Source organism: Pseudacidovorax sp. (assembly GCF_017991995.1).
Classification (GTDB): domain Bacteria; phylum Pseudomonadota; class Gammaproteobacteria; order Burkholderiales; family Burkholderiaceae_C; genus Xenophilus.
In genome coordinates this window covers 318,887-345,535 of sequence record NZ_JAGOPN010000002.1, presented here as the reverse complement: position 1 = coordinate 345,535, position 26,649 = coordinate 318,887, and the positions used below count along the sequence as shown (strand labels likewise).

General features: G+C 70.7%; 27 protein-coding genes. 8 read left to right on the top strand and 19 right to left on the bottom strand.

Features of this window, described 5'->3' with window-relative positions:
• Positions 1 to 9: 9 nt before the first annotated feature.
• On the bottom strand, positions 10 to 1,197 hold the full coding sequence (locus tag KBC94_RS03895) for a M20 aminoacylase family protein (protein WP_294366775.1): 1,188 nt from the start codon (positions 1,195 to 1,197) through the stop codon (positions 10 to 12).
• Positions 1,198 to 1,214: 17 nt separating this feature from the next.
• Positions 1,215 to 2,201 (bottom strand): tripartite tricarboxylate transporter substrate binding protein, encoded by a 987-nt coding sequence (locus tag KBC94_RS03890; RefSeq protein ID WP_017758682.1) that lies wholly within the window; start codon positions 2,199 to 2,201, stop codon positions 1,215 to 1,217.
• Positions 2,202 to 2,316: 115 nt separating this feature from the next.
• On the opposite strand from KBC94_RS03890, the gene KBC94_RS03885 reads away from it, so the two are divergent.
• The 5 genes from KBC94_RS03885 (at position 2,317) to KBC94_RS03865 (ending at position 7,103) form a co-directional block, all read left to right on the top strand.
• Positions 2,317 to 3,225 carry a LysR family transcriptional regulator gene (locus KBC94_RS03885; RefSeq protein ID WP_294366481.1) on the top strand — a complete coding sequence of 303 codons (909 nt, stop codon included), beginning with the start codon at positions 2,317 to 2,319 and terminating at the stop codon, positions 3,223 to 3,225.
• Positions 3,226 to 3,308: 83 nt separating this feature from the next.
• Positions 3,309 to 4,283, top strand: coding sequence for a tripartite tricarboxylate transporter substrate binding protein (locus KBC94_RS03880; protein ID WP_294366480.1), 975 nt, complete (start codon positions 3,309 to 3,311; stop codon positions 4,281 to 4,283).
• Between the two features lie 136 nt (positions 4,284 to 4,419).
• Positions 4,420 to 4,965: a hypothetical protein gene (locus tag KBC94_RS03875; protein WP_294366478.1), complete on the top strand. Its 546-nt coding sequence runs from the start codon at positions 4,420 to 4,422 to the stop codon at positions 4,963 to 4,965.
• Positions 4,952 to 5,635 (top strand): hypothetical protein, encoded by a 684-nt coding sequence (locus KBC94_RS03870; RefSeq protein ID WP_294366476.1) that lies wholly within the window; start codon positions 4,952 to 4,954, stop codon positions 5,633 to 5,635. The genes KBC94_RS03875 and KBC94_RS03870 overlap by 14 nt, the downstream gene beginning before the upstream one ends.
• A gap of 109 nt (positions 5,636 to 5,744) precedes the next feature.
• Entirely contained in the window at positions 5,745 to 7,103 is a 1,359-nt protein-coding gene (locus KBC94_RS03865; protein ID WP_294366474.1) for an FAD-dependent oxidoreductase, read from the top strand.
• Between the two features lie 19 nt (positions 7,104 to 7,122).
• Here KBC94_RS03865 and KBC94_RS03860 read toward each other — a convergent pair whose 3' ends face one another.
• Complete coding sequence (locus KBC94_RS03860) at positions 7,123 to 8,109, bottom strand: hypothetical protein (protein ID WP_294366472.1); 987 nt, start codon at positions 8,107 to 8,109, stop codon at positions 7,123 to 7,125.
• Between the two features lie 125 nt (positions 8,110 to 8,234).
• Here KBC94_RS03860 and KBC94_RS03855 point away from each other — a divergent pair, with 125 nt between their 5' ends.
• Entirely contained in the window at positions 8,235 to 8,669 is a 435-nt protein-coding gene (locus KBC94_RS03855; RefSeq protein ID WP_294366470.1) for a VOC family protein, read from the top strand.
• Here the strand turns inward: KBC94_RS03855 and KBC94_RS03850 are convergent.
• Positions 8,612 to 9,112 carry a GNAT family N-acetyltransferase gene (locus KBC94_RS03850; RefSeq protein ID WP_294366468.1) on the bottom strand — a complete coding sequence of 167 codons (501 nt, stop codon included), beginning with the start codon at positions 9,110 to 9,112 and terminating at the stop codon, positions 8,612 to 8,614. The two genes, KBC94_RS03855 and KBC94_RS03850, sit on opposite strands and share 58 nt — an antisense overlap.
• A gap of 92 nt (positions 9,113 to 9,204) precedes the next feature.
• Between KBC94_RS03850 and KBC94_RS03845 the strand changes: the two genes are divergently transcribed.
• Complete coding sequence (locus KBC94_RS03845) at positions 9,205 to 10,089, top strand: acyl-CoA thioesterase II (RefSeq protein ID WP_294366466.1); 885 nt, start codon at positions 9,205 to 9,207, stop codon at positions 10,087 to 10,089.
• A 41-nt stretch (positions 10,090 to 10,130) separates the two neighbouring features.
• Here the strand turns inward: KBC94_RS03845 and KBC94_RS03840 are convergent, their stop codons facing one another.
• From KBC94_RS03840 to andAc, 7 genes are all read right to left on the bottom strand, one after another.
• Positions 10,131 to 10,853 (bottom strand): ABC transporter ATP-binding protein, encoded by a 723-nt coding sequence (locus tag KBC94_RS03840; protein ID WP_294366464.1) that lies wholly within the window; start codon positions 10,851 to 10,853, stop codon positions 10,131 to 10,133.
• A complete protein-coding gene (locus KBC94_RS03835) occupies positions 10,850 to 11,602 on the bottom strand; it encodes an ABC transporter ATP-binding protein (protein ID WP_294366461.1) in 753 nt (250 codons plus the stop codon). Before KBC94_RS03835 ends, KBC94_RS03840 begins: the two co-directional genes overlap by 4 nt.
• Positions 11,599 to 12,576 (bottom strand): branched-chain amino acid ABC transporter permease, encoded by a 978-nt coding sequence (locus KBC94_RS03830; RefSeq protein WP_294366459.1) that lies wholly within the window; start codon positions 12,574 to 12,576, stop codon positions 11,599 to 11,601. Before KBC94_RS03830 ends, KBC94_RS03835 begins: the two co-directional genes overlap by 4 nt.
• Before the next feature lie 5 nt (positions 12,577 to 12,581).
• Positions 12,582 to 13,502: a branched-chain amino acid ABC transporter permease gene (locus KBC94_RS03825; protein WP_114801859.1), complete on the bottom strand. Its 921-nt coding sequence runs from the start codon at positions 13,500 to 13,502 to the stop codon at positions 12,582 to 12,584.
• 13 nt (positions 13,503 to 13,515) lie between these two features.
• Entirely contained in the window at positions 13,516 to 14,694 is a 1,179-nt protein-coding gene (locus KBC94_RS03820; protein WP_294366456.1) for an ABC transporter substrate-binding protein, read from the bottom strand.
• A 98-nt stretch (positions 14,695 to 14,792) separates the two neighbouring features.
• Positions 14,793 to 15,305: an anthranilate 1,2-dioxygenase small subunit AndAd gene (andAd, locus tag KBC94_RS03815; RefSeq protein WP_294366455.1), complete on the bottom strand. Its 513-nt coding sequence runs from the start codon at positions 15,303 to 15,305 to the stop codon at positions 14,793 to 14,795.
• Positions 15,306 to 15,318: 13 nt separating this feature from the next.
• Positions 15,319 to 16,605, bottom strand: a complete 1,287-nt coding sequence (gene andAc, locus KBC94_RS03810) for an anthranilate 1,2-dioxygenase large subunit AndAc (RefSeq protein ID WP_294366453.1) — start codon at positions 16,603 to 16,605, stop codon at positions 15,319 to 15,321.
• 210 nt (positions 16,606 to 16,815) lie between these two features.
• On the opposite strand from andAc, the gene andR reads away from it, so the two are divergent.
• Positions 16,816 to 17,844 carry an anthranilate 1,2-dioxygenase regulatory protein AndR gene (andR, locus tag KBC94_RS03805; protein WP_294366451.1) on the top strand — a complete coding sequence of 343 codons (1,029 nt, stop codon included), beginning with the start codon at positions 16,816 to 16,818 and terminating at the stop codon, positions 17,842 to 17,844.
• 33 nt (positions 17,845 to 17,877) lie between these two features.
• Here the strand turns inward: andR and KBC94_RS03800 are convergent, their stop codons facing one another.
• From KBC94_RS03800 to KBC94_RS03765, 8 genes are all read right to left on the bottom strand, one after another.
• Complete coding sequence (locus KBC94_RS03800) at positions 17,878 to 18,762, bottom strand: DMT family transporter (RefSeq protein WP_294366449.1); 885 nt, start codon at positions 18,760 to 18,762, stop codon at positions 17,878 to 17,880.
• Between the two features lie 206 nt (positions 18,763 to 18,968).
• A complete protein-coding gene (locus KBC94_RS03795) occupies positions 18,969 to 19,874 on the bottom strand; it encodes an EamA family transporter (protein ID WP_294366448.1) in 906 nt (301 codons plus the stop codon).
• Positions 19,871 to 20,911 carry a GTP-binding protein gene (locus KBC94_RS03790; protein WP_294366447.1) on the bottom strand — a complete coding sequence of 347 codons (1,041 nt, stop codon included), beginning with the start codon at positions 20,909 to 20,911 and terminating at the stop codon, positions 19,871 to 19,873. The genes KBC94_RS03795 and KBC94_RS03790 overlap by 4 nt, the downstream gene beginning before the upstream one ends.
• A gap of 40 nt (positions 20,912 to 20,951) precedes the next feature.
• A complete protein-coding gene (locus KBC94_RS03785) occupies positions 20,952 to 22,601 on the bottom strand; it encodes an amidohydrolase (protein ID WP_294366445.1) in 1,650 nt (549 codons plus the stop codon).
• A gap of 62 nt (positions 22,602 to 22,663) precedes the next feature.
• Positions 22,664 to 23,713 (bottom strand): oligopeptide/dipeptide ABC transporter ATP-binding protein, encoded by a 1,050-nt coding sequence (locus KBC94_RS03780; protein ID WP_294366443.1) that lies wholly within the window; start codon positions 23,711 to 23,713, stop codon positions 22,664 to 22,666.
• Positions 23,714 to 23,733: 20 nt separating this feature from the next.
• Positions 23,734 to 24,765 carry an ABC transporter ATP-binding protein gene (locus tag KBC94_RS03775; RefSeq protein WP_294366441.1) on the bottom strand — a complete coding sequence of 344 codons (1,032 nt, stop codon included), beginning with the start codon at positions 24,763 to 24,765 and terminating at the stop codon, positions 23,734 to 23,736.
• Position 24,766: 1 nt separating this feature from the next.
• On the bottom strand, positions 24,767 to 25,669 hold the full coding sequence (locus tag KBC94_RS03770; RefSeq protein ID WP_294366439.1) for an ABC transporter permease: 903 nt from the start codon (positions 25,667 to 25,669) through the stop codon (positions 24,767 to 24,769).
• Between the two features lie 3 nt (positions 25,670 to 25,672).
• The gene (locus tag KBC94_RS03765) at positions 25,673 to 26,647 is read right to left on the bottom strand and encodes an ABC transporter permease (protein ID WP_294366438.1); all 975 of its coding nucleotides are present in this window, start codon (positions 26,645 to 26,647) and stop codon (positions 25,673 to 25,675) included.
• Positions 26,648 to 26,649 lie beyond the last annotated feature (2 nt).

Genomic DNA, 26,649 nt, shown 5'->3' with positions numbered 1-26,649 from the left:
AGAAGGCGCTCACGCGTCCTGCAGGTAGGCCGCCGTGAGGCGGCTCCAGAAGGCGGCGGCGGGCGCAATGATGTCGTCGTTGAAGTCGTAGCCCGGGTTGTGCACATGGCAGCCGCCCGGGGTACCGGGCGCGCCGTTGCCCACGAAGAGGTAGCAGCCCGGCACCTTCTGCAGCATGAAGGCGAAGTCTTCGCTGGCGGTGAACATCGGCCCCTGGGCATCCACGCGCGCCGGGCCGAAGAGCCCGGTCGCCACGTCCACCGCCAGCGCGGTCTCCTGCGGGGTGTTGACCAGCACCGCATAGCCGTCGCGCCAGTCCACAGCGGCTTCCACGCCGTAGCTGCGCGCCTGCAGGTCCACCAGCGCGAGGATGCGGGCCTTGACCAGCTGGCGGACGTCCTCGTCCAGCGCCCGGATGCTCAATTCCAGCCGGGCCTCCTCGGGAATGACGTTGTTGGCCTGGCCCGCGTGCAGCGCGCCCACCGTCACCACGGCGGTCTTGAGCGGATCGACATTGCGCGCCACCACGGTCTGCAGCGCCATGACGATGGACGCAGCCGCCACCACGGTGTCGCAGGCCTGGTGCGGAAAGGCGCCGTGGCCGCCGCGGCCCTTCAGCATGATCGTGACGTTGTCGCTGGAGGCCATGGCCGGCCCGGTGCGGAAGCAGAAGCGGCCGGCCTCGATGCCCGGCATGTTGTGCAGCGCATAGACCGCATCGCAGGGAAAGCGCTCGAACAGGCCGTCGGCCATCATCGCCAGCGCGCCGCCCGCGCCTTCCTCGGCGGGCTGGAAGATCAGGTGCAGCACGCCGCTGAAGTCCACGTCTTCCGCGATCAGCCGGGCGGCGGCCAGCAGCGTGGCGGTGTGGCCGTCGTGCCCGCAGGCATGCATCAGGCCGGGCCGCTGGCTGGCCCAGGCGCGGCCGGTGGGCTCGGCCATCGGCAGGGCGTCCATGTCGGCGCGGATGCCCAGGGCGCGGCGCCCGTTGCCGCGCCGCAGCGTGCCCACCACACCCGTGCGGCCCACGCCCGTGGTCACCGCGTAGCCCCAGCCGCGCAGCTTGTGCGCGACCAGCGCCGCCGTCTCGTGTTCCTCGAAGGCGAGTTCGGGCCGGGCATGGATGGCGCGGCGGATCTGGATGAACTCGCCCACGCGCTGCGCCAGGGCCTGGCCCAGGTACGGCGCGTCCTGCATCGTCGTCGCGGCCTGCGTCATTGCGGCTGCAGGTGCATGGAGCGGGCGATGGCCTGGTAGCGGGCGGTGTTGTCCGCATACAGCTTGCCCAGTGCAGGCAGCGGCTGCGGCGCCGGCACGACCATGGCCTGGGCCTCCAGCGCCGCGCGCACCGTCGGGTCGGCGGCCACCTCGCTCAGGGCCTTGTGCAGGGCCTGCACGATCGGCTCGGGCGTGTCTTTGCGCACGAAGAAGCCGGCCCAGGTCTCGAACACGAAGCCCTTGAGGGCCTTGCTCTCGTCGAGCGTCGGCACCTTGGGAAACAGCGCCTGACGGTCGGCGGAGAGCACCGCCGTGGCCTTGAGCTTGCCCTGCTCCACCATGTCCACCTGGCCTCGGCCGTAGGGCGTCATGAAGATGTCGACCTGCCCGGCCATCACGTCCTGCAGCGCGGGCGCGCCGCCCTTGTAGGGCACGTGCGTCATGGGGATGCCGGTGACCTTGGACAGGTGCTCGCCCAGCAGGTGGTACAGCGAGCCGGGACCCACGCTGGCGAAGGTGAGCGGCTTGCCCTCGGCGGCCGACTTGCGCGCGTAGGCGACCAGTTCGTCGCCGTTGGCGGCGGGCAGGTCCTTGCGGGCCAGCATCACCAGCGGGTTGATGGTGATCATCTGCACCAGCCGGAAGTCCTCCGGCTTGTACTTGATGGCCGCATTCGACAGCGGCGCGAGGACGAGCTCGTTAGGCGAGCCCTGGAAGATCATGTGGCCGTCCGCCGGGCTGTTGAGCACCTTCTGCGCCGCGATGCCGCCGCTGGCACCGCCCAGGTTCTCGACGATCACCGGCTGACCCAGCTGGCGCGCCAGCACGTTGTTGAGGCTGCGCGCGATGACGTCGGACACCCCGCCCGCCGGGTAGGGCACCATGAGCGTCACGGGCCGGGTCGGAAAGCTCTGGGCCCAGGCGCTCGCGCCGAGCAGCAGGCTGAGGAATGCGCCGGTCAGCGCTTTGAACGAGGGCTTCATGCGAGTGGCTCCTGGCCGTGGGGTGAAGGACGGAGCGGGATCGTAGGAGTGGCCATTCATGTCGTCCAATGCATTGCTGATTGGATATAAATGATCCAAAACGCATGGATGGAACATGACCCTGGTTCAACTGCGGCACTTCATCGAACTGGCCCGCGCCGGCTCCTTCGTGCGGGCGTCGGACGTGCTGTGCATGACGCAGCCGGCCCTCAGCCGCAGCATCAAGGCCCTGGAGGAAGAGCTGGGCCGCCTGCTGTTCGACCGCATCGGCAAGCGCATCGAGCTGACCGCCTTCGGCCAGGAGGTGCTGGCGCGCAGCCAGGCGCTGGTCGAAGAGGCCGAACAGCTGCGCCACTGCGGCCGCGCCCTGAGCCCGGAAGACAGCGGGCGCATCCGCGTGGGGCTGAGCTCGGGCCCCGGCGCGCTGCTGAGTGCGGTGATCCTGTCGCACTTCACGCAGCACTATCCCAAGTTCCATGTCGACATCGTCCGCAGCAACACCGCCAGCCTGGCGCAGATGCTGCGCGACCGGCTGCTGGACGCGCTGGTGGTCGACATCCGCTCGCTGCGGCCCGCGCCCGACCTGCGAGTGACGGACATCGCCGAGCTGGACGGCGTGTTCATGTGCCGGCCCGGGCATCCGCTGGCCCGCCTGGCGCGCGTGAGCTTCGCGCAACTGAACGCCTACCCCGTGTGCTCCACGCCGCTGAGCGAGGAGACGGCCCGCATCCTCGTCGAGCGCTACGGCGAGCAGGCGCATCCGGCGGTGCTGGTCAAGCTCGCCAGCGACGAGATCTCGCACCTCGTGCAGGTCACGCAGGACACGGACGCCGTGCTGCTGGCCATCCGCGCCAGTGCGCCGCACCTGGTGGAGCTGCCCCTGTCGCCGCCCTTGAAGACGCAGGCGCGCTTCGGCCTGGTCACCATCGCCAGCAAGTCCGAGCCGCCCTTCCTGCCGGTCATCCGCGGCCTGATGCGAGAGGCTCTGCACGATGGCCCCGCGGCTGCCCCGGCGCCCCGGTAGACCATGACGCGGGCGACATGCCAATGCCGGCCAAGCCCCCTAGACTCGGCGCCTTCTTCCTTTCCGGCACCTGACCGATCCCCATGTCGATTGCACGCAGAACCCTTCTCGCCACCGCCTGTGCCCTGCTGGCCGCCGGCGGTGCGCAGGCCCAGACCGCTGCCGAGCCCTGGCCCACCAAGCCGATCCGCCTGGTGGTGGGTTTTCCGGGCGGCTCCACGCCCGACATCGCGGCGCGCGTGCTGGCCGAGCCGCTGGCCAAGGCCCTGGGCCAGCCGGTGGTGGTGGACAACAAGCCGGGTGCCTCCGGCAACATCGCGGCCGACACCGTGGCCAAGGCCACGGACGACCACACGCTGGGCATCGTCATCAACGGCAACCTCACGTCGTCGAAGATGCTGTACTCCAAGCTGCCTTATGACCCGGCCAAGGACTTCAGCTACCTCTCGCTGATCGCCACCGCGCCGCTGGTGCTGGTGGCCAGCAACGACATTCCCACGGGCAAGGACTTCCTGGCCGCGGCGCGCGCCTCGGGCACGAAGTGGAACTACGGCTCGGTGGGCGTGGGCTCGGTGGGCCACCTGGGCATGGAGCTGCTCAAGAACCGCATCCCCGGCATGGACGCCACGCACGTGCCCTACGCCGGCAACCCGCAGGTGGTGACCGCCATGATCGGTGGCCAGCTGCAACTGGCTCTGGTGCCACCCGCCATCGCGATTCCGCAGGTCAAGGCCGGCAAGCTCAAGGCCATCGGCCTGACCAGCGGCCGCAGCACCCTGGCGCCGGAGTACGCCCCCCTGGCCGACATCGGCGTGCGCGACTTCAACCTGGAGGTATGGACCGCCCTGCTCGGCCCCGCCAGCCTGTCGCCCCAGGCCAAGGCCCGCATCACCAAGGAGATCGCGGTCATCATGAAGAACCCCGAGGTGCGCCAGCAGCTCTTCGACAAGGGCTGGCAGCCGGTCGGCACCTCGCCCGAGGGCATGCGCCTGCGCGTGCAGGACGAGGCGGCGATCATGAGCAAGATCATCCAGGCGCGCGGGATCAAGCTGCAGTGAGAGGCTGACGGCCGCGCTGGATGCCGACACGTCGCGCGGGGCACTGACCGAACGTCGCGCGGCCCGATCCAAGGGGTTGCAAAGGCCCGAGCCTTCGTCGATATTCGTCATTCGCGAATTGCGAACAAGGCGAGGCATGGAACTCAAACCACAGGATCTGCTGGTGCTGCTGAAGGTGGCGGCCAACCCCCCCCAACGCTGGACCTATGCGGCGCTGGGAGCGGCGCTGGCCATGAGCGCTTCGGAGGTCCACGCCAGTGTGCGACGCGCCACCGCCAGCGGTCTGGCCGTGGCGCCCGCACGAGGCGAATGGTCGCCAGTCCGGCCGAGCCTGCTGGAGTTCGTCGTGCATGGCGCACGCTATGTCTGGCCGGCCGCCCTGGGGCCGGCTAAGCGTGGCGTGCCGACTTCCTTCGGGACCGAGCCACTGGCCGGCACGTTGAGCGCCGCTGCAGGCGAGGCGCCGGTCTGGGCCCATCCCTCGGGCAGCAGCAAGGGCCCGACGCTGTCGCCCCTGTATCGGACGGCTCCCGAGGCAGCGCTGGCGGACCCTGCCTTGCACCGCCTGCTGGCACTTCTCGATGCACTGCGAGCAGGACGCGCGCGCGAGCGTGCGCTTGCCGCCCAGTTCATCGCGCGTGAATTGACCGGCCAAGAAAAGAGTGCCGATGCGCGCCACTGACCCGAACCTGCCGCACCTGCGCCGTATCGCCGAAGCACTGGGCGATCTGCGCGAACGCGTGGTCTTCGTCGGCGGTGCGGTGGCCGGGTTGCTGGTGACCGACCCGTTGGCCGAGGCGGTGCGCGCCACCCGTGACGTGGACGCGGTGATCCAGGCGGACTGGATCGGCTTCCACCACGTCGAGACGCAGGTGCAGCAGCTCGGCTTCGTGCGCGATGCTGGCAGCGAGGTGATCTGCCGGTGGATACACAAGGCGTCGGGGCTGTTGTTCGATCTGATGCCGGTCGAGCCCGATGTCCTTGGTTTTTCCAACCGCTGGTATCCCTATGCCGTGGCATCGGCAGAGCGGATTGACCTGGGCGCCGGCCTCACGATCCGGATGGTCAGCGCCGTGGCCTTCGTCGCCACCAAGCTCGAAGCCTTCGCCGATCGGGGTGGCGGCGACTTTCTGATGAGCCATGACCTGGAAGATGTCATGAACATCGTGGACGGCCGCGAGGAACTGATCCCCGAAATGGCAGTAGCGCCCGAGGCACTGCGGTCAGCCGTCGCCACCGCAGTGGCCAGGCTGCTGGCACACCCGGACTTCGCCAATGTCCTTCCTGGACTGATCGCCGAGCCGGAGCGTGCGGAACTGGTCCTGGACCGGCTTCGGCGCCTTTCCCCATGAGCGAACTGCACGGACCGGCGGCGTCGCGGGCGCACTGCAGAGCCCAGGCCGATTCCGTGAATCCCTGTGACCGCTCTACCGCGGCAGAACCGAAACCCCGAACATCGACATGAGCTCCAAGACCATCCAAGAACCCGCCCGCACCCTCCCCCTCTTCGGCGAATGGGACGTCGTGGTCGTCGGCGGCGGGCCGGCCGGCATCGCGGCGGCGGTGAGCGCCGCGCGGGAGGGCGCCCGCACGCTGCTGGTGGAGCGCTACGGCTTCCTCGGCGGCATGGGCACGGCCGGCGGGGTGACCAACTTCGCGGGCCTCTATGGCCGGCGCGGCGGCGAGATGCAACTGCTGGTGCGCGGTGTGGCCGACGAGCTGCTGGCACGCATCGACGCGCTGGGCGGCCTCAACCGGCCGCAGGACGGCATGCAGGGCCGCATCCGCGTGCGCTCCTACGACACCTCGGCCTACAAGTGCGCCGCCGACCAGTTGCTGGCCGATGCGGGCGTGGAACTGCTCTTCCACGCCTGGGCCGCGGCCGTGGTGATGGAGGGGCCGCGCATCGCCGCCCTGGTGGTCGAGACCAAGTCGGGCCGGCAGGCGATCCGCGCCGCGGCCTTCGTCGACGCCAGCGGCGATGCCGACGTGGCAGCCTTTGCCGGCGTGCCCTTCGAGGTAGGCGACGGCCACGGCAGCGGGCTCTTTCCCACCACCATGTTCCGCGTGGGCCAGGTCGAGGCCGGACCGGCGCTGGAGGCGGTCGGCGAGTTCAAGGCCATCAACGACTGGATCGAGCGCGTCAAGGCCGCCAAGCCGGGCGAGTACCGCTTTGCGCGCGAGGGCGCGATCCTGCGGCCCAACATCGACCCACGCGAATGGCGGGTCAACGTCACGCAGATCCGCAATGCCGAAGGCCGGGCGATGAACGGCGTGGATGCGCGCCAGCTGAGCGAAGGCGAGCTGGAGGGTCGGCGGCAGATTGCCGAGTTCCACCGCTTCCTCAAGGCCGAGATCCCGGGCTTCGCGCAGTCGGCCATCGTGGAGATCGCACCCCAGGTGGGCATCCGCGAGACCCGGCGCATCCGCGGCCTCTACGCGCTGGCGGGCGAGGACATCCTGGGCTCGGCCCGATTCGACGACGTGATCGGGCTCAGCGCCTGGCCCATGGAGCTGCATGCCGACGGCCGCATCGAGTGGGGCTTTCCCCGCGACGCCGACAACGCCTACCACCACCTGCCCTGGCGCATGCTGGTGCCCCACGGCGTGGACAACCTGCTGGTGGCCGGCCGCTGCGCCAGCATGACCCACGAGGGCCAGTCCGCCGCCCGCGCCAGCGGCGGCTGCTTCGCGATGGGCCAGGCGGCGGGAACGGCCGCAGCGCACCTCGGCGCGGGCCGCTTCGCCGACGTCGATGTGCCGGCGCTGCAGCAGCGCCTTCAGGCCGCTGGCGCGGACCTGGACGCGCCACGCGGCTGAGCGCGCAGTCGCGTCGGCTTCAGCGATACCCCGGCTCGCTGGAGTTGTGAATGATCCAGATCAGGTAGCCGCTCGTGAAGTCGCCCATGCCGCCGCCCGCGAAGATCAGCCGGCCCTGGCCCTTGTAGGTCATCTCGAAGCGGTGGCGGTCGCCGCCGAAGTAGAAGGGGATCCAGGCCTTGCCGGTCATGTAGGCGCCCTGGTCAGTGGGCGGGCCGATCAGGTCGGTGACCTGCCGCACGGGCATGCCGATCTGCAGCCGCGTGAACTTGCTGTTGGCGGCCGGGTTGCCGGTGATCTCGCCTTCGTAATCGTTGATGCCCTTGACGGTGATGCCGCTGCCGGATTCGACCTTGGACGAATCGACCACGTTGCCGTTGGCGTCCATGCCCGGCTTGCCAGCCCCACGGGTGCCCGAGCCCTTGGCGGATGACGCCGCCACGGGCGCCGGCGCGGCGGGGGCCGCAGCAGCCGGTGCCGGGGCCGGTGCAGCCGCACGCGCGGGGATGGGGGCCGGCGCAGCGGCCGCCACCTCGGCGCAACGGTCCAGCTCCAGCACCCGGTGCTTCGGCTTGGCCGTGACATGCACCGAACGCACCTTGGCGGTCACCGTGCCGCCCTTGAAGCCCCGCTCGGACGTCGCGCAGCGGAAGAAGATGCCGTCGTCGGCATCGACGGCATAGGCGCCTGCGGGAACGCCGCGTCCACTGGCGCGGGCGAGTTCCACCGAGACGGTCTCACCGACCAGGGCCTTGCGGATCTTGGCGGCGCTGCCGTCGTCGGCCGCATCGCGGATGGCGGCGTAATCCAGGCCGGGCAGCCTGGGCGGCGCCACGGGGGCGGGTGCCACGGCGGGCGCAGCGGCCGCGGCGGGTGTTGCAGCGCCCGGGGTGGCGGCACTGGCGGCATTGCCGCTGCTGGCGCTGTTGCCACTGGAGGCGCAGCCCGCGAGCAAGGCGGAGGCGGCAGCGGCGGCGAGCAGGGACAGGCGAAGTGTCGATGTCATCAGGAGTTCCCGTCTTTGGTGATGATGGGCCGGCGTCCTGCCTGCACGGAGGGCGCCAGTCTGCGGGTCATTGTGCCAACCCCCCATGGCTGGACGATGCCGGCCCGCGACGCCTATGCTGGCGCATGATCTCGCACGTCTTCCTGGGCACCAGCGACTTCGAGCGCGCGCTGGCCTTCTATCAGCCGCTGCTGGCCGCGCTGGGCCTGCAGCAGCGCTTCATCGAACGCGACCATCCCTGGGCCGGCTGGCAACAGCCGGGCGTGGCGCGGCCCCTGCTGCTGCTGGGCCGTCCCTACGACGGACAGCCGGCCAGCGCAGGCAACGGCGCGATGCTGGCCCTGCTGGCCGAAAGCCGCCGCCAGGTGGACGAGGTGCATGCGCTGGCCCTGCAACTGGGCGGCCGCTGCGAAGGCCCGCCTGGCCTGCGTCCGCACTACCACGCGCACTACTACGGCGCCTACTTCCGCGACCTGGACGGCAACAAGCTGGGCCTGGCCTGTCACACGCCCGAAGAAGGCGGCCCCATCCAGAGCCCCAGCACCCATTCGTCCACGTAGTGGTCCTGCGCGGCGCGCTTGTAGAAGCCGCGCAGCGTGCCCTCGTGGACGAAGCCAAGCGACTGGTAGAAGCGCAGTGCGCGCGGGTTGTCGCTTTCGGCGAAGAGCTCCACGCGCAGCGCGCCTTCGTCGCGCAGACGGGTGAGGGCATCGTCGATCATCGCGCGGCCCACGCCGCGGCCGTGGTGGCGCGGGTCCACCGCCAGCGTGCCGAGCAGGGCCACATGGCGGGCCCGCCCGGCATAGCGCACGGCGCGGTAGAAGCCGGCCACCTGGCCCGCCACCTCCCACACGAAGAAGCAGCCCGAGGCGAGCAGTTCGTCGAACACCGGCTGGAAGGCCTCCAGCGGCATCGGCTCGTGCGTGAGGAAGGGCACCACGTCCGGGTGCATGTAGATCGCATGAACGGCGGCAAGGTCGGCGGGCGTGGCAGGTCGGCGCATGGCGGGATTGTGGCAACCCGCGTCACGGGCGTGGCTGCCTGCCGGCCCGGGCTTTGCTAACGTGAGGGGCTGCTCTGCTTCTGCCCCACGCCATGACCGACGCCCCCACCACCGCCTGCCTCGTCGAGGACCTTGTCACCCTCATGCGCATGGAGCCGCTGGGCGACGACCGCTTCCGCGCGCAGAGCGAGGACATCGGCACGCCGGCCGTCTTCGGCGGTCAGGTGCTGGGCCAGTCGCTCATGGCGGCCTGCCTGACGGTCGAGCCTGACCGGCCGGTGCACTCCATGCATGCCTACTTCCTGCTGCCGGGCGAGCATGCGCCCATCGACTACAGCGTGGACCGCGTGCGCGATGGCCGCAGCTTCACCACCCGCCATGTGCTGGCGCGGCAGTCGGGCCGCATCATCTTCGAGATGGCGGCCTCGTTCCAGACGCGCGACCGCGGCGTGGAGCACCAGCTGGCCATGCCCGAGGTGGCGCCGCCCGACGCGCTGCCCAGCGACCGCGAGCGCCGTCTGACCCTCGGCAACCGCCTGCCCGAGCCCTTCCGCGTGAAAGGCACGGCACCGCACGGCATCGAGTTCCACACGGTCGAGCAGGACGACCTGCTCGCGCCCCTGCCGCGCGAAGGCGGCAGCGCCGTCTGGATGCGCGCCGTGGCACCGCTGCCGGACGACCCCAACGTGCACCGCGCGCTGCTGGCCTATGCCTCGGACCACGGCCTGCTGCGCGCCGCCATGATTCCGCACGGCCTGAGCTTTCTCACCGGCCAGGTGCGCGCCGCCAGCCTGGACCATGCCATGTGGTTCCACCGCGACTTCCGCTTCGACGACTGGCTGCTGTACGTGATCGACTCGCCCAGCGCCGGCGGCGCGCGCGGACTGTGCCGCGGCAGCGTGTTCTCGCGCGACGGGCGGCTGGTGGCCTCCACCGCGCAGGAGGGCATGCTGCGGGTGCGCGAGCCGCGCGGCTGAAGCCCCGCCACCCCCTCGCCTCCGTCGCAGCGCCTGCCCGCCTACACGCCCAGGTAGCGCGACCAGATGCTGCGGTCGGCATCCAGCGCCGCCGAGTCGCCCTGCCACACCACCCGGCCGCGCTCCAGCACCACGTGGCGGTCGGCCAGGCCCAGCAGCCGGTCGATGTACTTGTCCACCACCAGCGTGGTCTGCCCGGCCTGCTTGAGCTGGCGCAGGCAGCGCCAGATCTCCTCGCGGATCACCGGCGCCAGGCCCTCGGTGGCCTCGTCCAGGATCAAGAGGCGCGGGTTGGTCGACAACGCCCGGGCGATGGCCAGCATCTGCTGCTCGCCGCCCGACAACTGATGCCCCAGGTTGTCCGCGCGCTCGGCCAGGCGCGGGAAGAGCGCATAGAGCTTGTCGAGCGTCCAGCCGTCGCGCAGGCCGTTGCGCTGGTCCGCGAAGGCCACCAGGTGCTCGCGCACCGTCAGGTTGGGAAAGCACTGGCGGCCCTCGGGCACGATGGCCACGCCCATGCGCGCGATGGCGTCGGGCCGGCGGCCATGCACCGCCTCGCCGCCGAAGCGGATGCTGCCGCGGCGCAGCGCCAGCGCACCGATCAGCGTCTTGAGCGTGGTGCTCTTGCCCATGCCGTTGCGGCCCAGCAGCGTGAGCACCTGGCCATGGCGGATGTCGAGGTCGATGCCGAACAGCACCTGGCTGGCGCCGTAGCCGGCCTCCAGGCCGCGGGCTTCGAGCAGCAGGGTTGCGCCTTCGCTCATGCGTCCACCTCTTCCGTGCCCAGGTACACGGCCTGCACCTGCGGGTTGCCGCGGATCTCCTCCACGCTGCCGGCCACGAGCACGCGGCCATAGACCAGCACCGAGATGCGGTCGGCCAGTTCGAAGACGGCCTTCATGTCGTGCTCGATCAGCAGGATCGCCATGTCGCGCTTGAGTTCGTGGATGAGGGCGGTCATCCGCTGCGAGTCCTCGGGGCCCATGCCGGCCATGGGCTCGTCCAGCAGCAGCAGCTTGGGGCGCGCGGCCAGGGCCAGCGCCACGTCCAGCTGTCGCTGCGCGCCATGCGGCAACGTGCCGGCGATGCGGTCCAGCGCCTGCGACAGGCCCACGCGGGCCGCCAGCTCATCGGCCGTGGCGCGCAATGCCGCTTCGCGGTTGCGCTCACCCAGGAAGCGCAGGCTGCTGCCGGCATGCGCCTGGGCGGCCAGCAGCAGGTTCTCCATCACGGTGGACTGGCGGAAGATGCTGGTGATCTGGAAGCAGCGCGAGAGGCCGGCGCGCACGCGGGCGTGCATGGGCAAGGGCGTGAGGTCCACGCCGTCCAGCCGCACGCGGCCTGCATCGGGCGCGATCAGACCCGAGATCAGGTTGACCAGCGTGGACTTGCCCGCGCCGTTGGGGCCGATCAACGCATGGATCTGGCCGGCATCGACGGTGAGCGACACGTCGTCGGTGGCGCGCAGGGCGCCGAAGTTCTTGCGCAGGCCTTCGACCTCGAACAGGCTCATGTCGCGCTCCCTTCGGGCACAGCGCCGGCCGAGGCAGCCGACGCCCTTGGACGCCGTGCCGGCCAGCGCAGCCCCGCCAGCCCGCGCGGCGCCAGGAAGACGATGGCGATCAGCAGCAGCCCCAGCGGCAGGTGCCAGTATTCGGTGAAGCGGCGCACCACCTCTTCCAGGCCGATCCACACCGCCGCGCCCACCGGGCCGCCCCAGCGATGGCCGACGCCGCCGATCACCACCATCACGATCAGCGTGGCCGACTGCGTCCAGTGCATGACCGAAGGGCTGATGAAGTTGTTGTGCGTGACCAGCAGCGCGCCCGCCAGCCCGGCCACGGCCCCCGCCAGCGCGAAGGCCACCAGCTTGAGCCGGACCACCGGATAGCCCATGGCCTGCATGCGCACCTCGTTGTCGCGCAGGCCCGTCAGTGCCTGGCCGAAGCGCGCCCGCGTGGCGCGGTTCATCAGCGTCATCACGGCCGCGAACAGCGCCAGCACCACCCAGTAGAAGGTGGGCTCGCTGGCAAGGTCGAGGCCCAGGCCCAGTTCCGGCCGCTGCATCAGGTTGTAGCCGTCGTCGCCGCCATAGGCGCGCAGCGACACGGCCGCAAAGTAGAGCATCTGCGCGAAGGCCAGCGTGATCATGATGAAGTACACGCCGCGCGTGCGCAGCGCCACCAGGCCCACCAGCGCGGCGACCCCGCCGGCCACCACCGCCGCGGCGGGCCACAGCAGCCAGGCCGACACCTGGCCCGCATCGGCCAGCGCCACCAGCGTGTAGGCGCCCACGCCCACGAAGCCCATGTGGCCCAGCGCCACCAGGCCGCCGAAGCCGAGGATGAAGTTCAGGCTGGCCGCGGCCAGCGCGAAGATCAGCACCCGGCGCACGAAGCTGACGTAGTAGTCCAGCCCCACCAGGGGCGCCAGCAGCGGAAAGGCCGCCAGCAGCGCCAGGGCGATCCAGGGGAATGCGCGTGCCATGCCGCTCACCCCCGCGCCGGGAACAGCCCGGTCGGCTTAACGGCCAGCACCACCGCCATCAGCGCATAGGTGGCCAGGCCCGCGATCAGCGGCCCCAGGTCCGACACCAGCGTGGGCGGCAGCACGCCGCGCAGCGCCATCGGCACGAAGGCGCGGCCGATGGTGTCCACCAGGCCGACCAGCATCGCCGCGACGAAGGCGCCGCGCACCGAGCCGATGCCGCCGATGACCAGCACCACCAGCGAGGGGATGAGGATCTCCTCGCCCATACCCACCTGCACCGCGGTGAGCGGTCCCATCAGCGCGCCGGCCAGCGCTGCGAGCGCGGCGCCCAGCAGGAAGACCAGCGAGAACACCCGGTCCACCCGCACGCCCATGAACTCGGCCATGGCGCGGTTGGAGGCACCGGCCCGCACCAGCATGCCCATGCGCGTGTGGTTGACCAGCGCATACAGGCCCAGCGCCACCAGCACGCCGGCCGCGAGGATGACGAGGCGATAGGCCGGATAGGGCAGGCCGGGCATCAACTCCACCGCACCCGACAGCGCCTGCGGCGCCGAGGCCATGACCGGCGCCGGGCCCCAGATCATCTTGGCCACGTCGTCGGCCACCAGGATCACGCCGAAGGTGGCCAGCACCTGCGACAGGTGGTCGCGCCCGTACAGGTGGCGCACCAGCAGCCATTCGAGCAGCACCGCCAGCACCACCACCAGCAGCACGGCCGAGGCCACCGCCATCACGAAGGAGCCGCTGGCCGTGTGCACCGTGGCCGCCACGTAGGCCCCGCCCATGAAGAGCGAGCCGTGGGCCAGGTTCATCACGTCCATGATGCCGAACACCAGCGTGAGCCCCGCCGCCAGCAGGAAGAGCATCAGCCCGTAGCCCAGGCCGTTGAGCATCTGCTCGATGAAGAGGATGGGGGTCATCGCGGGCGCGCTGTCACTTCAGTTTGCAGAGCTGGTGGTAGGCATCGCGGTAACCCTTGAGCGGCGTCGAGAGGGTCTTGTTGGTGATCTTCCCTTCCGCATCCTTACCGATCACGCGCAGGTAGTAGTCCTGGATCGGGAAGTTGTTGTTGCCGTACTTGAAGGGCCCGCGGATCGACTGGAAGTTGGCGGCCTTCAGCGCCTTGAGCACGGCCTCCTTGTTCTTCACGTCGCCCTTGACGTCGCGGGCCGCGGCGTCCATGGCCAGGATGGCGTCGTAGGCCTGCGCGGCATAGAAGGTCGGGTAGCGCTTGTAGGCCTTGCGGAACTCGCTCACGAACTTCTGGTTGGCCGCGTTGGGCAGGTCGTGCGACCACTGCGAGGTGGAGAACAGGCCCAGCATGGGCTCGCCCACGGCGGCGATGGTGTCCTCGTCGGCCGAGGCGGGGTTGGTCACCAGCCGCACGTCCTTCGACAGGCCCGAGGCCACGAACTGCTTGATGAAGTTGATGCCCATGGCGCCGGGCAGGAAGAAGAACACCGCCTCGGGCCTGGCGGCGCGGATCTGCGCCAGCTCGGCCGCATAGTCCAGCTGGCCCACCTTGCCGTAGACCTCGGCCACCACCTGGCCCTTGTACAGGCGCTTGAAGCCTGTCAGGTGGTCACGACCGGCGGGGTAGTTGGGCGCGAGGATGAAGGCACTCTTCAGGCCCTGGTCGCTGGCCCACTGGCCGGCGGCCTCGTCCCAGGTGTCGTTCTGGTAGCTCTGGCCGAAGAAGTAGGGGTTGCACTGCGCGCCCGCATACTGGCTGGGGCCGGGGTTGCTGGTGATGAAGGGCACCTTGGCCGCGAACAGCGCCGGGCCCACGGCCAGCGCCACGTTCGAGGGCGTGGGGCCGGTGAAGAAGTCGACCTTGTTCTGCTGGATGAAGCGGTCGACGATCTGCTTGGCCTGGTCTGGGCTGCCCGCCGTGTCGGCCTGGATGAACTCGGCCGGGTAGCCACCCAGCTTGTTGTCGAGCAGCTTGATGGCCAGGTTGATGGCGTCGCGCGTCTCGGCACCGCCGGCCGCGAAGGGGCCGGAGATGTCCAGCGCCAGGCCGACCTTGATGGGGTCGGCGGCCAGGGCGGGCGTGGCGAAGGCCAGGGCCAGGGCGGCGGCCAGCAGCGGCCGGGTACGAACGGGGGTCATGGGCTTCCTCTCCGGGGAATGCGTGAATGGATGGATGGCTGTCAGCAATCGGCATGCCATCGGGTCCGGCCCGATGGCATTGCGCGCCTGCGGATCGATCAGATGGGCGTGGCCAGCAGCGTGAGCACGCGCGAGGTGTCGTACACCACGCGCCGCTGCGCAAAGCGCCAGCCCGCGGGCGTGCGCACCACGCGGTCGAGGTAGCGCCCGGCCTGGAAGATGAAGGACTCGCCGTTCGTGCGCGTCTGCACCACCACGTACGAGGACTCGGCCGTCACGGTCTGCGCATCGACCGCGGTGATCGTGAGCCCGCTGGTCATGTGGCGGTAGCTGTGCGACTCGTAGATGTTGGCGTGGCGCAGCGCCACCACGCGGTCGCGCAGCATGCCCGCGCTGGTGCAGTGCACGAGGCCGATGGGCAGGCCCATGTCGGCGTTCTCCTTGGGCACGATCTCGTAGAGGCAGTCCTCGGTGAACAGGGCCGTCCAGTCCTCCAGCTGGTCGTTGTCCAGCAGGGCGCAGTAGCGCTCGTTCAGCTGGTGGATCTGGAACCAGAGGGCGATGTCGACGTCGGGCGCTGCGGCAGCCGCAGCGGTCTTGGGGGCTTCCATCACGGTGCTCATCTCAATACCCCATGAGTTTTTGGTAGCCCGTCCAGAACTTCCGGATCAGGTTCTCGGTGATCATGGTGTCCTCCCGGTTCGGGTCGGTGCGGCCCAGGTCGAGCACCGAGGTGGCGTCGGCATCGCGCGCGGTGCCGCGCTGCACCAGCTCAGTAGCCTCGGTGTCCTCCATCGAGATGAAGCCTGCCGGTCCCACCAGGTTGGCCTGCTTGATGCGCAGCGCGCGCAGCTCGGGCGTGTCGTCCTCGTAGCCGAAGAAGTGGAAGACCAGCTCGAACTCGCCCGGCGCCTTGGGCAGCACCTGCCGCGCCACCAGCGTGTTGTGGATCTGCTGCAGCACCAGCTGCGGAAAGATGGTCTGGATGTGGTTGGTGCAGTCTTCCTCGTACTCCGAGATGAAGCCGAGCACCGAGGCGTCCTCCAGGTGGAAACCGTCGTCCATCGAACGGATCGCCTGCTGCTTGTAGGCGGTGGCGGTGTCGGCCTCTTCCTCGATGTTGGTGGCGGTGATGATGCTGTGCAGGCCGTGCGTCCTGTCGGCCATCGAGCGCGCCTTCATGCCCACGCGGAAGATGTTGAAGGTGGTGTGGAACAGGTGCAGCAGGCTCGCGTGGTACGGGTCCTTGACGTTCTCGTAGTAGAGCTTCCAGTTGCTGCGCGCGTACTGGCGGGTGCAGCCGAGGTACACCACCTTCTTGTGCATCACGCGGTCCACCCACGGCCGCATCTGCTCGCCGATGTAGTCGGACAAGGTCGGCGCCTCGTCGCTGAAGCTGGCGAACACCAACCCTTTGTAGCTGTCCACGCGCAGCTTGCGCAGGCCGTGCGCCTTGTTGTCGAAGTCCGGCGGCATGCCCGGCGCGCCGTCGCGCCCGCGCTTGAAGGGAATGCCCTGCAGGTCGCCCTTGGCGCTGAAGCCCCACTGGTGGTAGACGCAGGTGTGCACCTTGGCATTGCCGCGCGCATTGCGGCAGACCATCGCGCCGCGGTGGGCGCAGCGGTTGACCCAGCAGGCCAGCTCGCCGTCGGGCGCGCGGGTCACCACCACGGGCGTGTCGCCGACGAAGGTGCTCTTGTAGTCGCCGGGGTTCGGGATCTCCGCCTCCAGCGCGACGAAGCTCCAGGTGGGGCCGCGGTAGATGCGCTCCTGCTCGCGCTCGAAGACCTCCTGCGAGCTGAACACGGCATAGGGCACGCGCGAGCCGTCGGCCTGCGGAAAGTGCACCACGCGCTGCTGCTGCTCGGCGGCTGCGGCCTGCAGTGCACCAGGATCGACCGGTTGATTCATGGCAAGAACTCCTTCCTTGTGCGGGCCCGGCCAGTGCCGGGCGTCATGGGCCGCATGGTCGAAGGCGCGGCGCGCGGCGGCTATCCGAATCGCGCGGATTCGGTGGCGCGGCTGTCCGGATCGCGCAGGACTTGCAGGTCCGCCGATGCCACAAACGGCTGGCGCGCTTCTTGCGCTGCATCAGGTCCTGATCGGAAGCCCCGCCAGACCATGCGTCCAGCCGCCGCCTCCCCTGTCGCCGACCCGCCCGCCTCCGGTGCCGCCTTCGCGCCGGGGCTGCTGCGTGCGCACCGCCTGTTCGAGTCCTCGGACCTGGACGACGCGCGCGAGCGCATCTCGCGCGTGATGCAGCCGCACCGGCTGCAGGCGCTGGAGCGGCCACGCGGCGGGCGCTCGCACATGGATTTCGTGCGCGTGGGCGGCATCGGCGTGGGCACCATCCGCTTCGGCGAGACCACGCGGGTGGACGTGTCCCCTGTGGAGGACTACCACCTGCTCATGTTCTGCCTGCAGGGCCATGCCGAGGTGCTGGCCGACGCCCGGCCGCTGCAGGCCGATGGCCGCCACGGCATGGTGTGCGCACCCGGCAGCCGCTTCCTGGCCGACCTGTCGCCCGACTGCGAGCAGTTCGTGCTGCGGTTGGACCGCCGCATGCTCGAATCGCACAGCGGCCGGCCGCTGCGCTTCGAGGCCGGGCTGGACCTGCAGCGCCCGGCCCTGCAGGCCTGGCGCGCCCAGCTGCACCTGCTGCTGAGTTCCGAGGCCCTGATGCAGGCGGTGCAGGCCAGCCCCATCGTCGCGGCCGAGATGGAGCGCCTGCTGGTGCATCTGCTGCTCGCCGGCCAGCCCTGGACCGACGACGTGCCGCTGCGCATCGCGGCCCGGCCCGCGGGTGCCGGTGCGGGCCCCAGCCAGGCGGCCTGCGTGCGGCGCGCGGTGGCCCACATGGAATCGCATGCCGACGAGCCTCTGCGCCTGGCCGACATCGCGGCGGCCGCCGGTGTATCGGTGCGCACGCTGCTCGACGCCTTCCGCCGCGTGCGCGACGAGAGCCCCATGCAGACCCTGCGCGACCTGCGGCTGGAGCGCGCCCGCCAGCGCCTGCGCGCGGGCGAGGACGGCATCACCGTCGCCGCCGTGGCGCTGGACTGCGGCTTCGCGCACCTGAGCCGCTTTGCGCAGGCCTACCGCCTGCGCTTCGGCGAGTCGCCCTCGGACACGCTGCGCGCCGCCGGCTGAGGCAGGCGGCGCGGGGCTGTTGCTGCGCCCCTCTCAGGCCCTGGCGCGCGCCGGCAGCAGCACGGCGGCGATGGCCACCATCAGCAAGGTCATGGCCAGCCAGTCCTGCCAGTAGATGGCCTCGCCCAGCCACAACGCGCTGCTGAGCACGCCCAGCACCGGGATCATCATCACGCTGAGGGTCGATGCGACCGGCGGCAGGCCACGCGCCAGCACGAACCAGGCGACATGCGCGAAGCCGAAGATCACCACGGCGTTGTAGACGATGGCGCCCCACGCCCCGGGGCTGGGCATGTGCCAGCCGGAACGCTCGGCCAGCGCCGACAGCCCGCCCATCACGATGGCCGTGAGCGTGGTCATCCAGAAGGACAGCGTCAGCGTGGGCACCGGCAGTTGCGTGCGCCGCAGCAGCTGCGTGCCCAGCGCCCAGGTGGCGGCAGCCACCAGCGCCAGGGCCACGAAGCCCGGGCTGCCGGCCAGGCCGGTGAACTCGTGCCACAGCAGGAAGGTCACGCCCAATGCCGCGGCAGCAACGCCCATCCAGGCACGCGCCGACAGCCGGGTACTGAAGAGCATGGCGCCCAGGATGGCCGAGAACACCGGCATGGTGTAGCCAAGGATGGCCGCGCGTCCGCCCGACAGGTGGCGCAGCGCGATGATGATGCACACGTGCCAGACGAACATGTTGGTGGCCGACAGCCACAGCAGCTCGGGCCAGTGGCGACGCGGCACGCGGAAGGGCAGGCGCATCGCCAGCAGCACCACCGCCAGCACCGGCACGCCCAGCCACAGCGACATCGCGCGGAAGGTCAGGGGCGGCAGATCGGTCACCCCCACCTTCATGATCGGCCAGTTGATGCCCCAGGCGATGGTCAGCGGAATGAGCAGCGCCCATTGGCGGCGGGTGAGTGTCTCCATGGCGGGCGATTGTGTCGTCGCCGAGAACCCCTTGCCCCTGGCGGGAGAGGGAGAGGGATAGGGCCACATCTCGGAATCAAGTGGCCGCGGAGCAGGCCATGCCAGGGCACCCGTGGAACTGGCTCCGCCAGGCCACTGGGTGCGCCCCCCTCCAAGCCGAAGGCGCCAGCGAGGGGGGGAGACGCGAAGCGGCTTGGGGGGTGCCTTTACTTCCTCCAGCGCCCACCGAACATCACCACGCCCAGGGCCGCAACCACGCATGCGCTGCCCGCCCATTGCCAGGCCGTGACGTGCTCGCCCAGCGTCAGCATGCCGGCCGCCAGGCCGATCACCGGCACGCCCAGGCTGAAGGGCGCCACGCGATTGGCCGGGTGGCGCTTGAGCAGGCCGGTCCACATCGCGTAGGCCGCGATGGTCGCGAACCAGCCCAGGTAGGCCACGCCCAGCCAGCCGCCCAGGCTGGCGTGCCGCCACTGGTCGTGCGTGGCCGCGGGCTCGAAGAACAGCGCCATCGCCCCGAAGGGCAGGATGGGCACCAGCGACATCCACACCACGAACTGCAGCGGGTCATAGCCCGGCTGCGCGGCCTGGGCCTTGCGCGCCACGATGTTGGAGGCGGCCCACATGAAGGCGCCGCCCAGGTTCAGCACCAGGCCCAGCACGGTGATGCCGGCCGTGCCACTGCCGCCCGCGAAGTTGAGGCCGAAGCACAGCAGGCCCACGGCCGCCAGCACCAGCCCAGCGCGCAGCGGCCCGGACAGCCGCTCGCCCAGCAGGGCCACGCCCAGCAGCGTGGTGAAGAAGACCTGCGTCTGCATCAGCACCGAGGCCAGGGCCGCCGTCATGCCCACCTGGAGCGCCACGAACAGCAGGCCGAACTGGCCCAGCTGCGCGAGGCCTGCCGGCACCAGCCAGCGCCAGGACAGGCGTGGCCGCGGCACGATGAAGACGAGCGGCAACACCGCGAACACGTAGCGGAAGAAGCCCAGCTGGAAGGGCGTGAAGTCGCGCAGCGAATACTTCATCGCCACGAAGTTGAGGCCCCAGATGACGACCACGCCCAGGGCGGCGAGCAGGTCCAGGCCGGCGAAGCTTTGCGCGGGGCGCGTCATGCGGCCTCCTTCACGGCGGCGGCGGCCTGCAGGCGTTGCGCCAGCTCGTGCGCCGGCAGGTGGCCGCGCAGGCCGATGGCGACCATCGTGTCGGCGATCTCCGGCGCGGTGCCGGGCGCGGCGCGCAGCGCGCCATGGCGGCCGGCAAACTGCAGCTCCACCAGGCCCGCATGCGCGTCGGTGCGCACCAGGCCCTTGAGGCGGAGCACGCCAGCCGGCATGGCCTTGAGCAGCGCACGCAGGGCCGGCGCATGGAAGACCGGCGCATCGCGCAGGGCCCAGGTCTCGAAGAGCTGGGCATGGTCCACGTCGCCGTGGTCGTGGTGAGCGTGCAGCGCGTCGGCGTCCCACGCGTCGTGCGCGGGCCGGTGGTGGTCCGCATGCACGTGGCCGTGCTCGCCACCGCAGGCCGCGCAGTGCGCGGCACCTTCGTCCGCCCGCGGCAGGCGCGGTGCCTGCAGCAGCGCGGACGGCACGCGGGCCTGCACGGTCTCGATGCGCGGCGTGGCTGGCCATTCGGCATCCAGCCATGCACGCAGGCCAGACAGCGCGGCTTCGTCGACCAGGTCGGTCTTGTTCAGCACCAGCAGGTCCGCCGCATCCAGCTGCCGCCGGATGCTGTCGGTCAGCAACGGGTCCGCCGCCTGTTCGCGCAGCACGGTGGCATCGGCCAGCACCAGCACGGCGTCCAGCGCCAGCGCCGGATCGGCCAGGCCCACCTGCGCGATGCGCCAGGGGTCGGAGACGCCGCTGGCCTCGATCACGATGGCCTCGGGCGGCTGCGGCCGTTCGATCAGGCCGATGAGCGCGGTGGTCAGGTCGTCGCCGATGGCGCAGCAGACGCAGCCGTTGGTCAGCTCGATGGCGCCGGCCTCTTCGCTGGCGATGAGCGCGCGGTCGATGTTGATGGCGCCGAAGTCGTTGACCAGCACGGCGATGCGCCGGTCGCCCGACTGCGCGAGCAGGTGGTTGAGCAGCGTGGTCTTGCCGGCGCCCAGGAAGCCGCCGATGACGGTGAGCGGGATGCGCGGCCTCATGCCTGCATCCCGCGCCGCCGCACGCACCCAGCAAGCCCCTTCACGCGGCCGCCTCGGTCGGCACGCCGCCGATCACCGTGCCGGCCACGCGCAGGTCCTTGAGCGCCTCGGGCGCGACGGCCAGCGGGCTCTCGTCCAGCACGCAGAAGTCGGCCCATTTGCCGACCTCGATGGAGCCGATGCGGTCGTCCAGGCCCAGGGTGTAGGCCGCGCCCTGGGTGATGGCCCACAGCGCCTCGGGCACGCCGATGCGCTCGGCCTCGCCAAGCACGCGGCCGCTCGACGTGAGCCGGTTGACGGCGCACCAGGCGGTGAACAGCGGCGCAAGCGGCGTGATGGGCGCGTCGGAATGGATGGCCAGCGGCACCCCGTGCGCCAGCGCGGTGGCGCAGGCGTCCATGCGGAAGGCGCGGTCGGGGCCCATTGTCTGGGCCAGGTGGGCCTCGCCCCAGTAGTAGATGTGGTTGGCGAACAGGTTGGCGCACACGCCCAGCGTGGCCATGCGGCGGAACTGCGCCGCGTCGGCCATCTGGCAGTGCTGCAGCGTGTGGCGGTGGTCGGCGCGCGGGTGCGCGGCCAGGGCCTCCTCGATGCCGTCCAGCGCCAGCTCGGTGGCCTCGTCACCGTTGGTGTGGATGTGCAGCTGGAAGCCCTGCGCATGGAAGTCGCGGATGGCGGCCTTGAGCTCCGCCGGCGGCAGGATCCAGATGCCGTTGGGCGCGCCGTTGTGATAGCCCGGCCAGCGCACACGGGCGGTGAAGCCCTGGATGGAGCCGTCGGCCACGATCTTGACCAGGCCGTAGTGCAGCTTGGCGTTGCCTTCGGCCTCGGCCTGCCGCTGGCGGATGCGCGCGGCGCCCTGCGTGCGGTTGAGGCTGCCGTCCAGGCACAGGTAGGCCGGCACCAGCCGCACCGGAAAGCCGGGCTCGCCGGTGACCTGCATCATGGCCGCATGGTTGGGCTCGGCCAGGTCGTTGACCAGGTCGGTGGCGGTGGTCACGCCGGCCAGCCGCGCCATCTGCCCGAACAGGCGCAGGCTCTCCGGCGACGAACCGGTGATGCGGAAGATGTTGCCCACCAGCCGCGTGATGGGGAACATGGCCGCGAACTCCTGCAGCTCGCCGCTGGGCTCGCCGTCGGCGAAGCGGGCGATGCCCTCGATGTCGGTGTCGCGGTCGATGCCGGCCGCGGCCAGTGCGGCGCGGTTGACGTTCATCAGGTGCTGGCTGGCATGCAGGATGACCACGGGCCGCGTGGTGGAGACCTGGTCCAGGTGCTCCACCGTCATGCGCTCGGTGCCGAAGAAGAGCGGATCGAAGCCCCAGGCCAGCAGCGGCGCCTTCGGGTCGGTGAGCGCAGCGTCGGCGGCGCGCAGGCGGGCGATCACCTCGTCGAAGTTGCGGCAGCCCTCCCACACGCGGCCGTCGGGCGAGGTGCGCGCATGGAAGCCGACGAAGCTGAACTTCCACAGCCCGCCGGCCATGAGGTGCGAATGGCCTTCGACCAGGCCGGGCATCAGCACCTGGTCGGCATAGCGCGTGTCGAGCGTGAAGTCGCCGAAGGCCTGCATGCGCGCCAGGTCGCCCACGCCCAGGATGCGGCCCTCGCGCACGGCCACATGCGTGGCCTGCGGCTGGCGCGGGTTCATGGTGAGGATCTGGCGGGCCTGGAAGACGGTGATGGGGGACATGGGGATCGTGGTGTCGGATGAAGGACCAGGGCCGCTGTGCGGCGGCCAGGGCGTTGAAGCGTTCAGGCCGCGTCGGGCAAAGCCAGCGGCGGCACCGGCCGGCCCGCCTGCAGCGTGACCTTGTGGCAGGCCACCCAGTGGCCGGGCTGCACCTCGCGCAGCTGCTGCGGCTGGCCGCAGGCCGGCTCGGCCACCGGGCATCGGCCGGCGAAGCGGCAGCCCGCGGGCGGATCGAGCGGGCTGGGCGGATCGCCCACCAGCCGGATGCGCTGCGCCGCCCGCGCCCGGCCGCCGCGCACCGTGGGCACGGCCGACATCAGCGCCACGCTGTAGGGATGCAGCGGCTGGGCGAAGAAGGTGCGGCGCGGCGCGCGCTCCACGATCTGGCCCAGGTACATGACGGCGATCTCGTCGCAGATGTGCTCCACCACCGCCATGTCGTGCGAGATGAACAGGTACGTCAGCCCCAGCTCGCGCTGCAGCCGCGCGAGCAGGTTGAGGATCTGCGCGCGGATCGCGATGTCCAGCGCCGAGACCGGCTCGTCGCAGACCACCAGCTCCGGGTTGGTGGCCAGGGCGCGCGCGATGTTGATGCGCTGGCGCTGCCCGCCCGAGAACTGGTGCGGGAACAGGTGCTGCTGCTCGGGCCGCAGGCCGACGGCGTGGAAGAGCTCGTCCACGCGGGCGGCGCGCTCGGCGGGCGTGCCGATCTTCATCAGGTCCAGCGGCGCGCGCACCGCATCGCCCACGCGCTGGCGCGGGTTGAGCGAGGAATACGGGTCCTGGAAGACCATCTGCAGCCGGCTGCGCGCGCGGCGCAGGTTCTCGCCATTGACCAGACTGAGCTCGGTGGTGCCCAGGCGGATGCCGCCCTCGGTGATGGGCGCGAGCCGCATCACGGCCAGGGCGGTGGTGGTCTTGCCCGAGCCGGACTCACCCACCACGGCCAGCGTGGTGCCGCGGCGCAGCTCGAAGCTCACGCCGTCCACCGCACGCACCACGCGGCCACCGGCGCTGGGGAAATGCACCTTGAGGTCGGTGACGGACAGCAGCACCGGCGGCGGTGGCGTGACGGGAGCGGGCATGTTGGGGAAGGGAATGAGTTGGCTCATGGCAGCACCTGCGCGGGTCTTCAGGCGTGCGCCGCAGCGGCCTGCACCGGCGGGGCCGCGTCCGCCTCGGCCAGCAGCCAGCAGGCGGCGCCGTGGCCGGGCGCACCCTCGGCCTCGAACATGGGCGGCACCTCGGCCGCGCAGCGGGCATGGGCATGCGGGCAGCGCTCGCGGAAGGCGCAGCCCTGGCCCAGCTCCCACAGCGAGGGCACCACGCCGGGGATCTCGGCCAACTCGGTGCGCCCCTCGGCCTGGCTGCTGCCCAGCTCGGGCAGGCAGGCGATCAGGCCCTGCGTGTACGGGTGCTGCGGCGCGCCCAGCACCTCGTCCGCCCGGCCCTGCTCGATCACGCGACCGGCGTACATCACCATCACGCGGTCGGCCATCTCGGCCACGGCGCCCATGTCGTGGGTGATGAGCACGATGGCCGTGCCGCGCTCGCGCTGCAGCTCGCGCAGCAGGTCGAAGATCTGGGCCTGCACCGTCACGTCCAGTGCGGTGGTGGGCTCGTCGGCGATCAGGATGTCGGGCCGGCAGGCCAGCGCCATGGCAATCATCACGCGCTGGCGCATGCCACCGGAGAGCTGGTGCGGGTATTCGTCGACGCGCGGCTCGGGCGCGGGAATGCCCACCTGGCGCAGCATCTCGATGGCGCGCGCATGGGCGGCCTTGCGGTCGAGTTGCGCATGCAGGCGCAGCGACTCGGCGATCTGCTCGCCCACGGTGTAGACCGGGTTGAGCGAGGTCATGGGCTCCTGGAAGATCATGGAGATGCGGTTGCCCCGCACCGCGCGCAGCCGCTCGGGCGTGGCGCTCACCAGGTCCTCGCCCTGGAAGCGCACCGCCCCGCCGGCCACGCGGCCGGGCGGCTGCGGCACCAGGCCCAGGATGGCCAGGGCCGTCATGCTCTTGCCGCAGCCGGACTCGCCGACCACGCACAGCGTCTCGCCCGCGTGCACCTCGAAGCTCACGCCGTTGAGCACCATCGCCTTGCCGCGGCGGGTGGCGAACTCGACACGCAGGTCGTTGACCTGGAGAAGGGGGGAAGTCATCTCAACGCTCCCGCAATTTGGGGTTCAACGCATCGTTGAGCCCATCGCCGATCAGGCTCACGGCCAGCACGGTCAGGAAGATCGCCACGCCGGGGATCGCCACCGCCCACCAGGCCGACAGCACGTACTGCCGGCTGCTGCCGATCATCATTCCCCAGCTCATCAGGTTCGGATCGCCCAGGCCCAGGAAGGACAGGCCGGCCTCGAACAGGATGGCCGCACCCACCGCCAGCGTGGCCGAGACCACCAGCGGCGCGATGGTGTTGGGCAGGATCACCTTCCAGATCAGCCGCGCGTTGCCGGCGCCGATGGCGCGCTCGGCGCGCACGAACTCCAGGTCGCGCACCTTCATGAACTCGGCCCGCGTCAGCCGCGCGGTGCCCGGCCAGCTCACCAGGCCGATGGAGAGCACCACCGTCACCAGGCTGGGCGAGAACAGCGTGACCACGACCATGGCGAAGAGCAGCGCCGGCAGCACCTGGAAGAACTCGGTCACGCGCATCAGCAGCGCATCGACCCGGCCGCCATAGAAGCCGGCGAGCGCACCCAGCGTGACGCCGATGGTGACCGACAGCAGCGCAGCCACGGCCCCCACCAGCAGCGTTGCCCGGCCGCCGTAGAGCAGGGCGATGCCGACATCGCGGCCCAGCTGGTCGGTGCCCAGCCACACGTCCTCGGTGCCCGGCGGGCTGAGCGGCGCGCCGCGGATCTCGAAGGGATCGGCGGGCACCAGCCACGGCCCGACGACCGCGACCAGCACGATGAGCGACAGCAGCACCAGCCCGGCCACCGCGGCCGGATTGCGCATGAACATGGCCAGCGCCTCGCGCGCGGGCGAAGGCGCCGCCGGCAGCGGCATGGCGGCCGGTGTCGGCTCGCCAGGAGAGATGGGAAGGGCGGACATCGCTTACTTGCTCTTGATGCGAGGGTCGATCAGGCGGTAGCAGAGATCGGTCAGCAGGTTCATCACCAGCACCACCACGGCCGACAGCAGCAGCACGCCCAGGATGGTCGGGTAGTCGCGCCGCAGCACCGACTCGTAGGCCAGGCGACCCAGGCCCGGCCAGTTGAAGACCGTTTCCACCAGGATGGCGCCCGCCAGCACGTTGCCGAACTGCAGGCCCAGCACCGTGACCACCGGCAGCACCGCATTGCGCAGCGCGTGCTTGTAGAGCACCACGCCCTCGGCCAGGCCCTTGGCGCGTGCGGTGCGGATGAAGTCGGCGCCCAGCACCTCCAGCATGCTGGCGCGGGCCAGCCGGCTGTACTGCGCCAGGTACACCATCGACAGCGTGAACATGGGCAGCACCAGGTGCCACAGCACGTCGATCACGCCGGCCAGGCCGCGGCCGTCGCTGTCCACCGAACGCATGTCCGACACCGGCAGGATCGGCCACACCGAGGCGAACAGGATCATCAGCATCATCCCGCTCCAGAACACCGGCGCCGCGAAGCCCACCAGCGAGAACACCGTGATCGCCTGCGACAGCCAGCCGTTGGGCTTGCGTGCGGCCAGCACGCCCAGCGCGGTGCCGATGAGGAAGGCGCAGACCACCGAACTCAGCACCAGCAGCAGCGTGGCCGGAATGCGCTCGGCAATCAGATCGACCACCGGCAGGTTGAAGATGTAGGACTGGCCCAGGTCCAGCCGGGCCACGCGCCCGAGGTAGATGCCCAGCTGCACCGGCAGCGGCCGGTCCAGCCCGTAGCTCTGGCGCAGCTCGGCCTTCAGCTCCTCGGACATGCCGCCGCTCATGCCGGCGATGGTCTCCACCGGATCGCCGGGCGCGGCATGCACCAGCGCGAAGTTGAGCACCACCACCGCCAGCACCAGGCCCAGGGCCTGGAGCAGCCGCGAGGCCAGGGGCTTGAGCAGCTTCATGG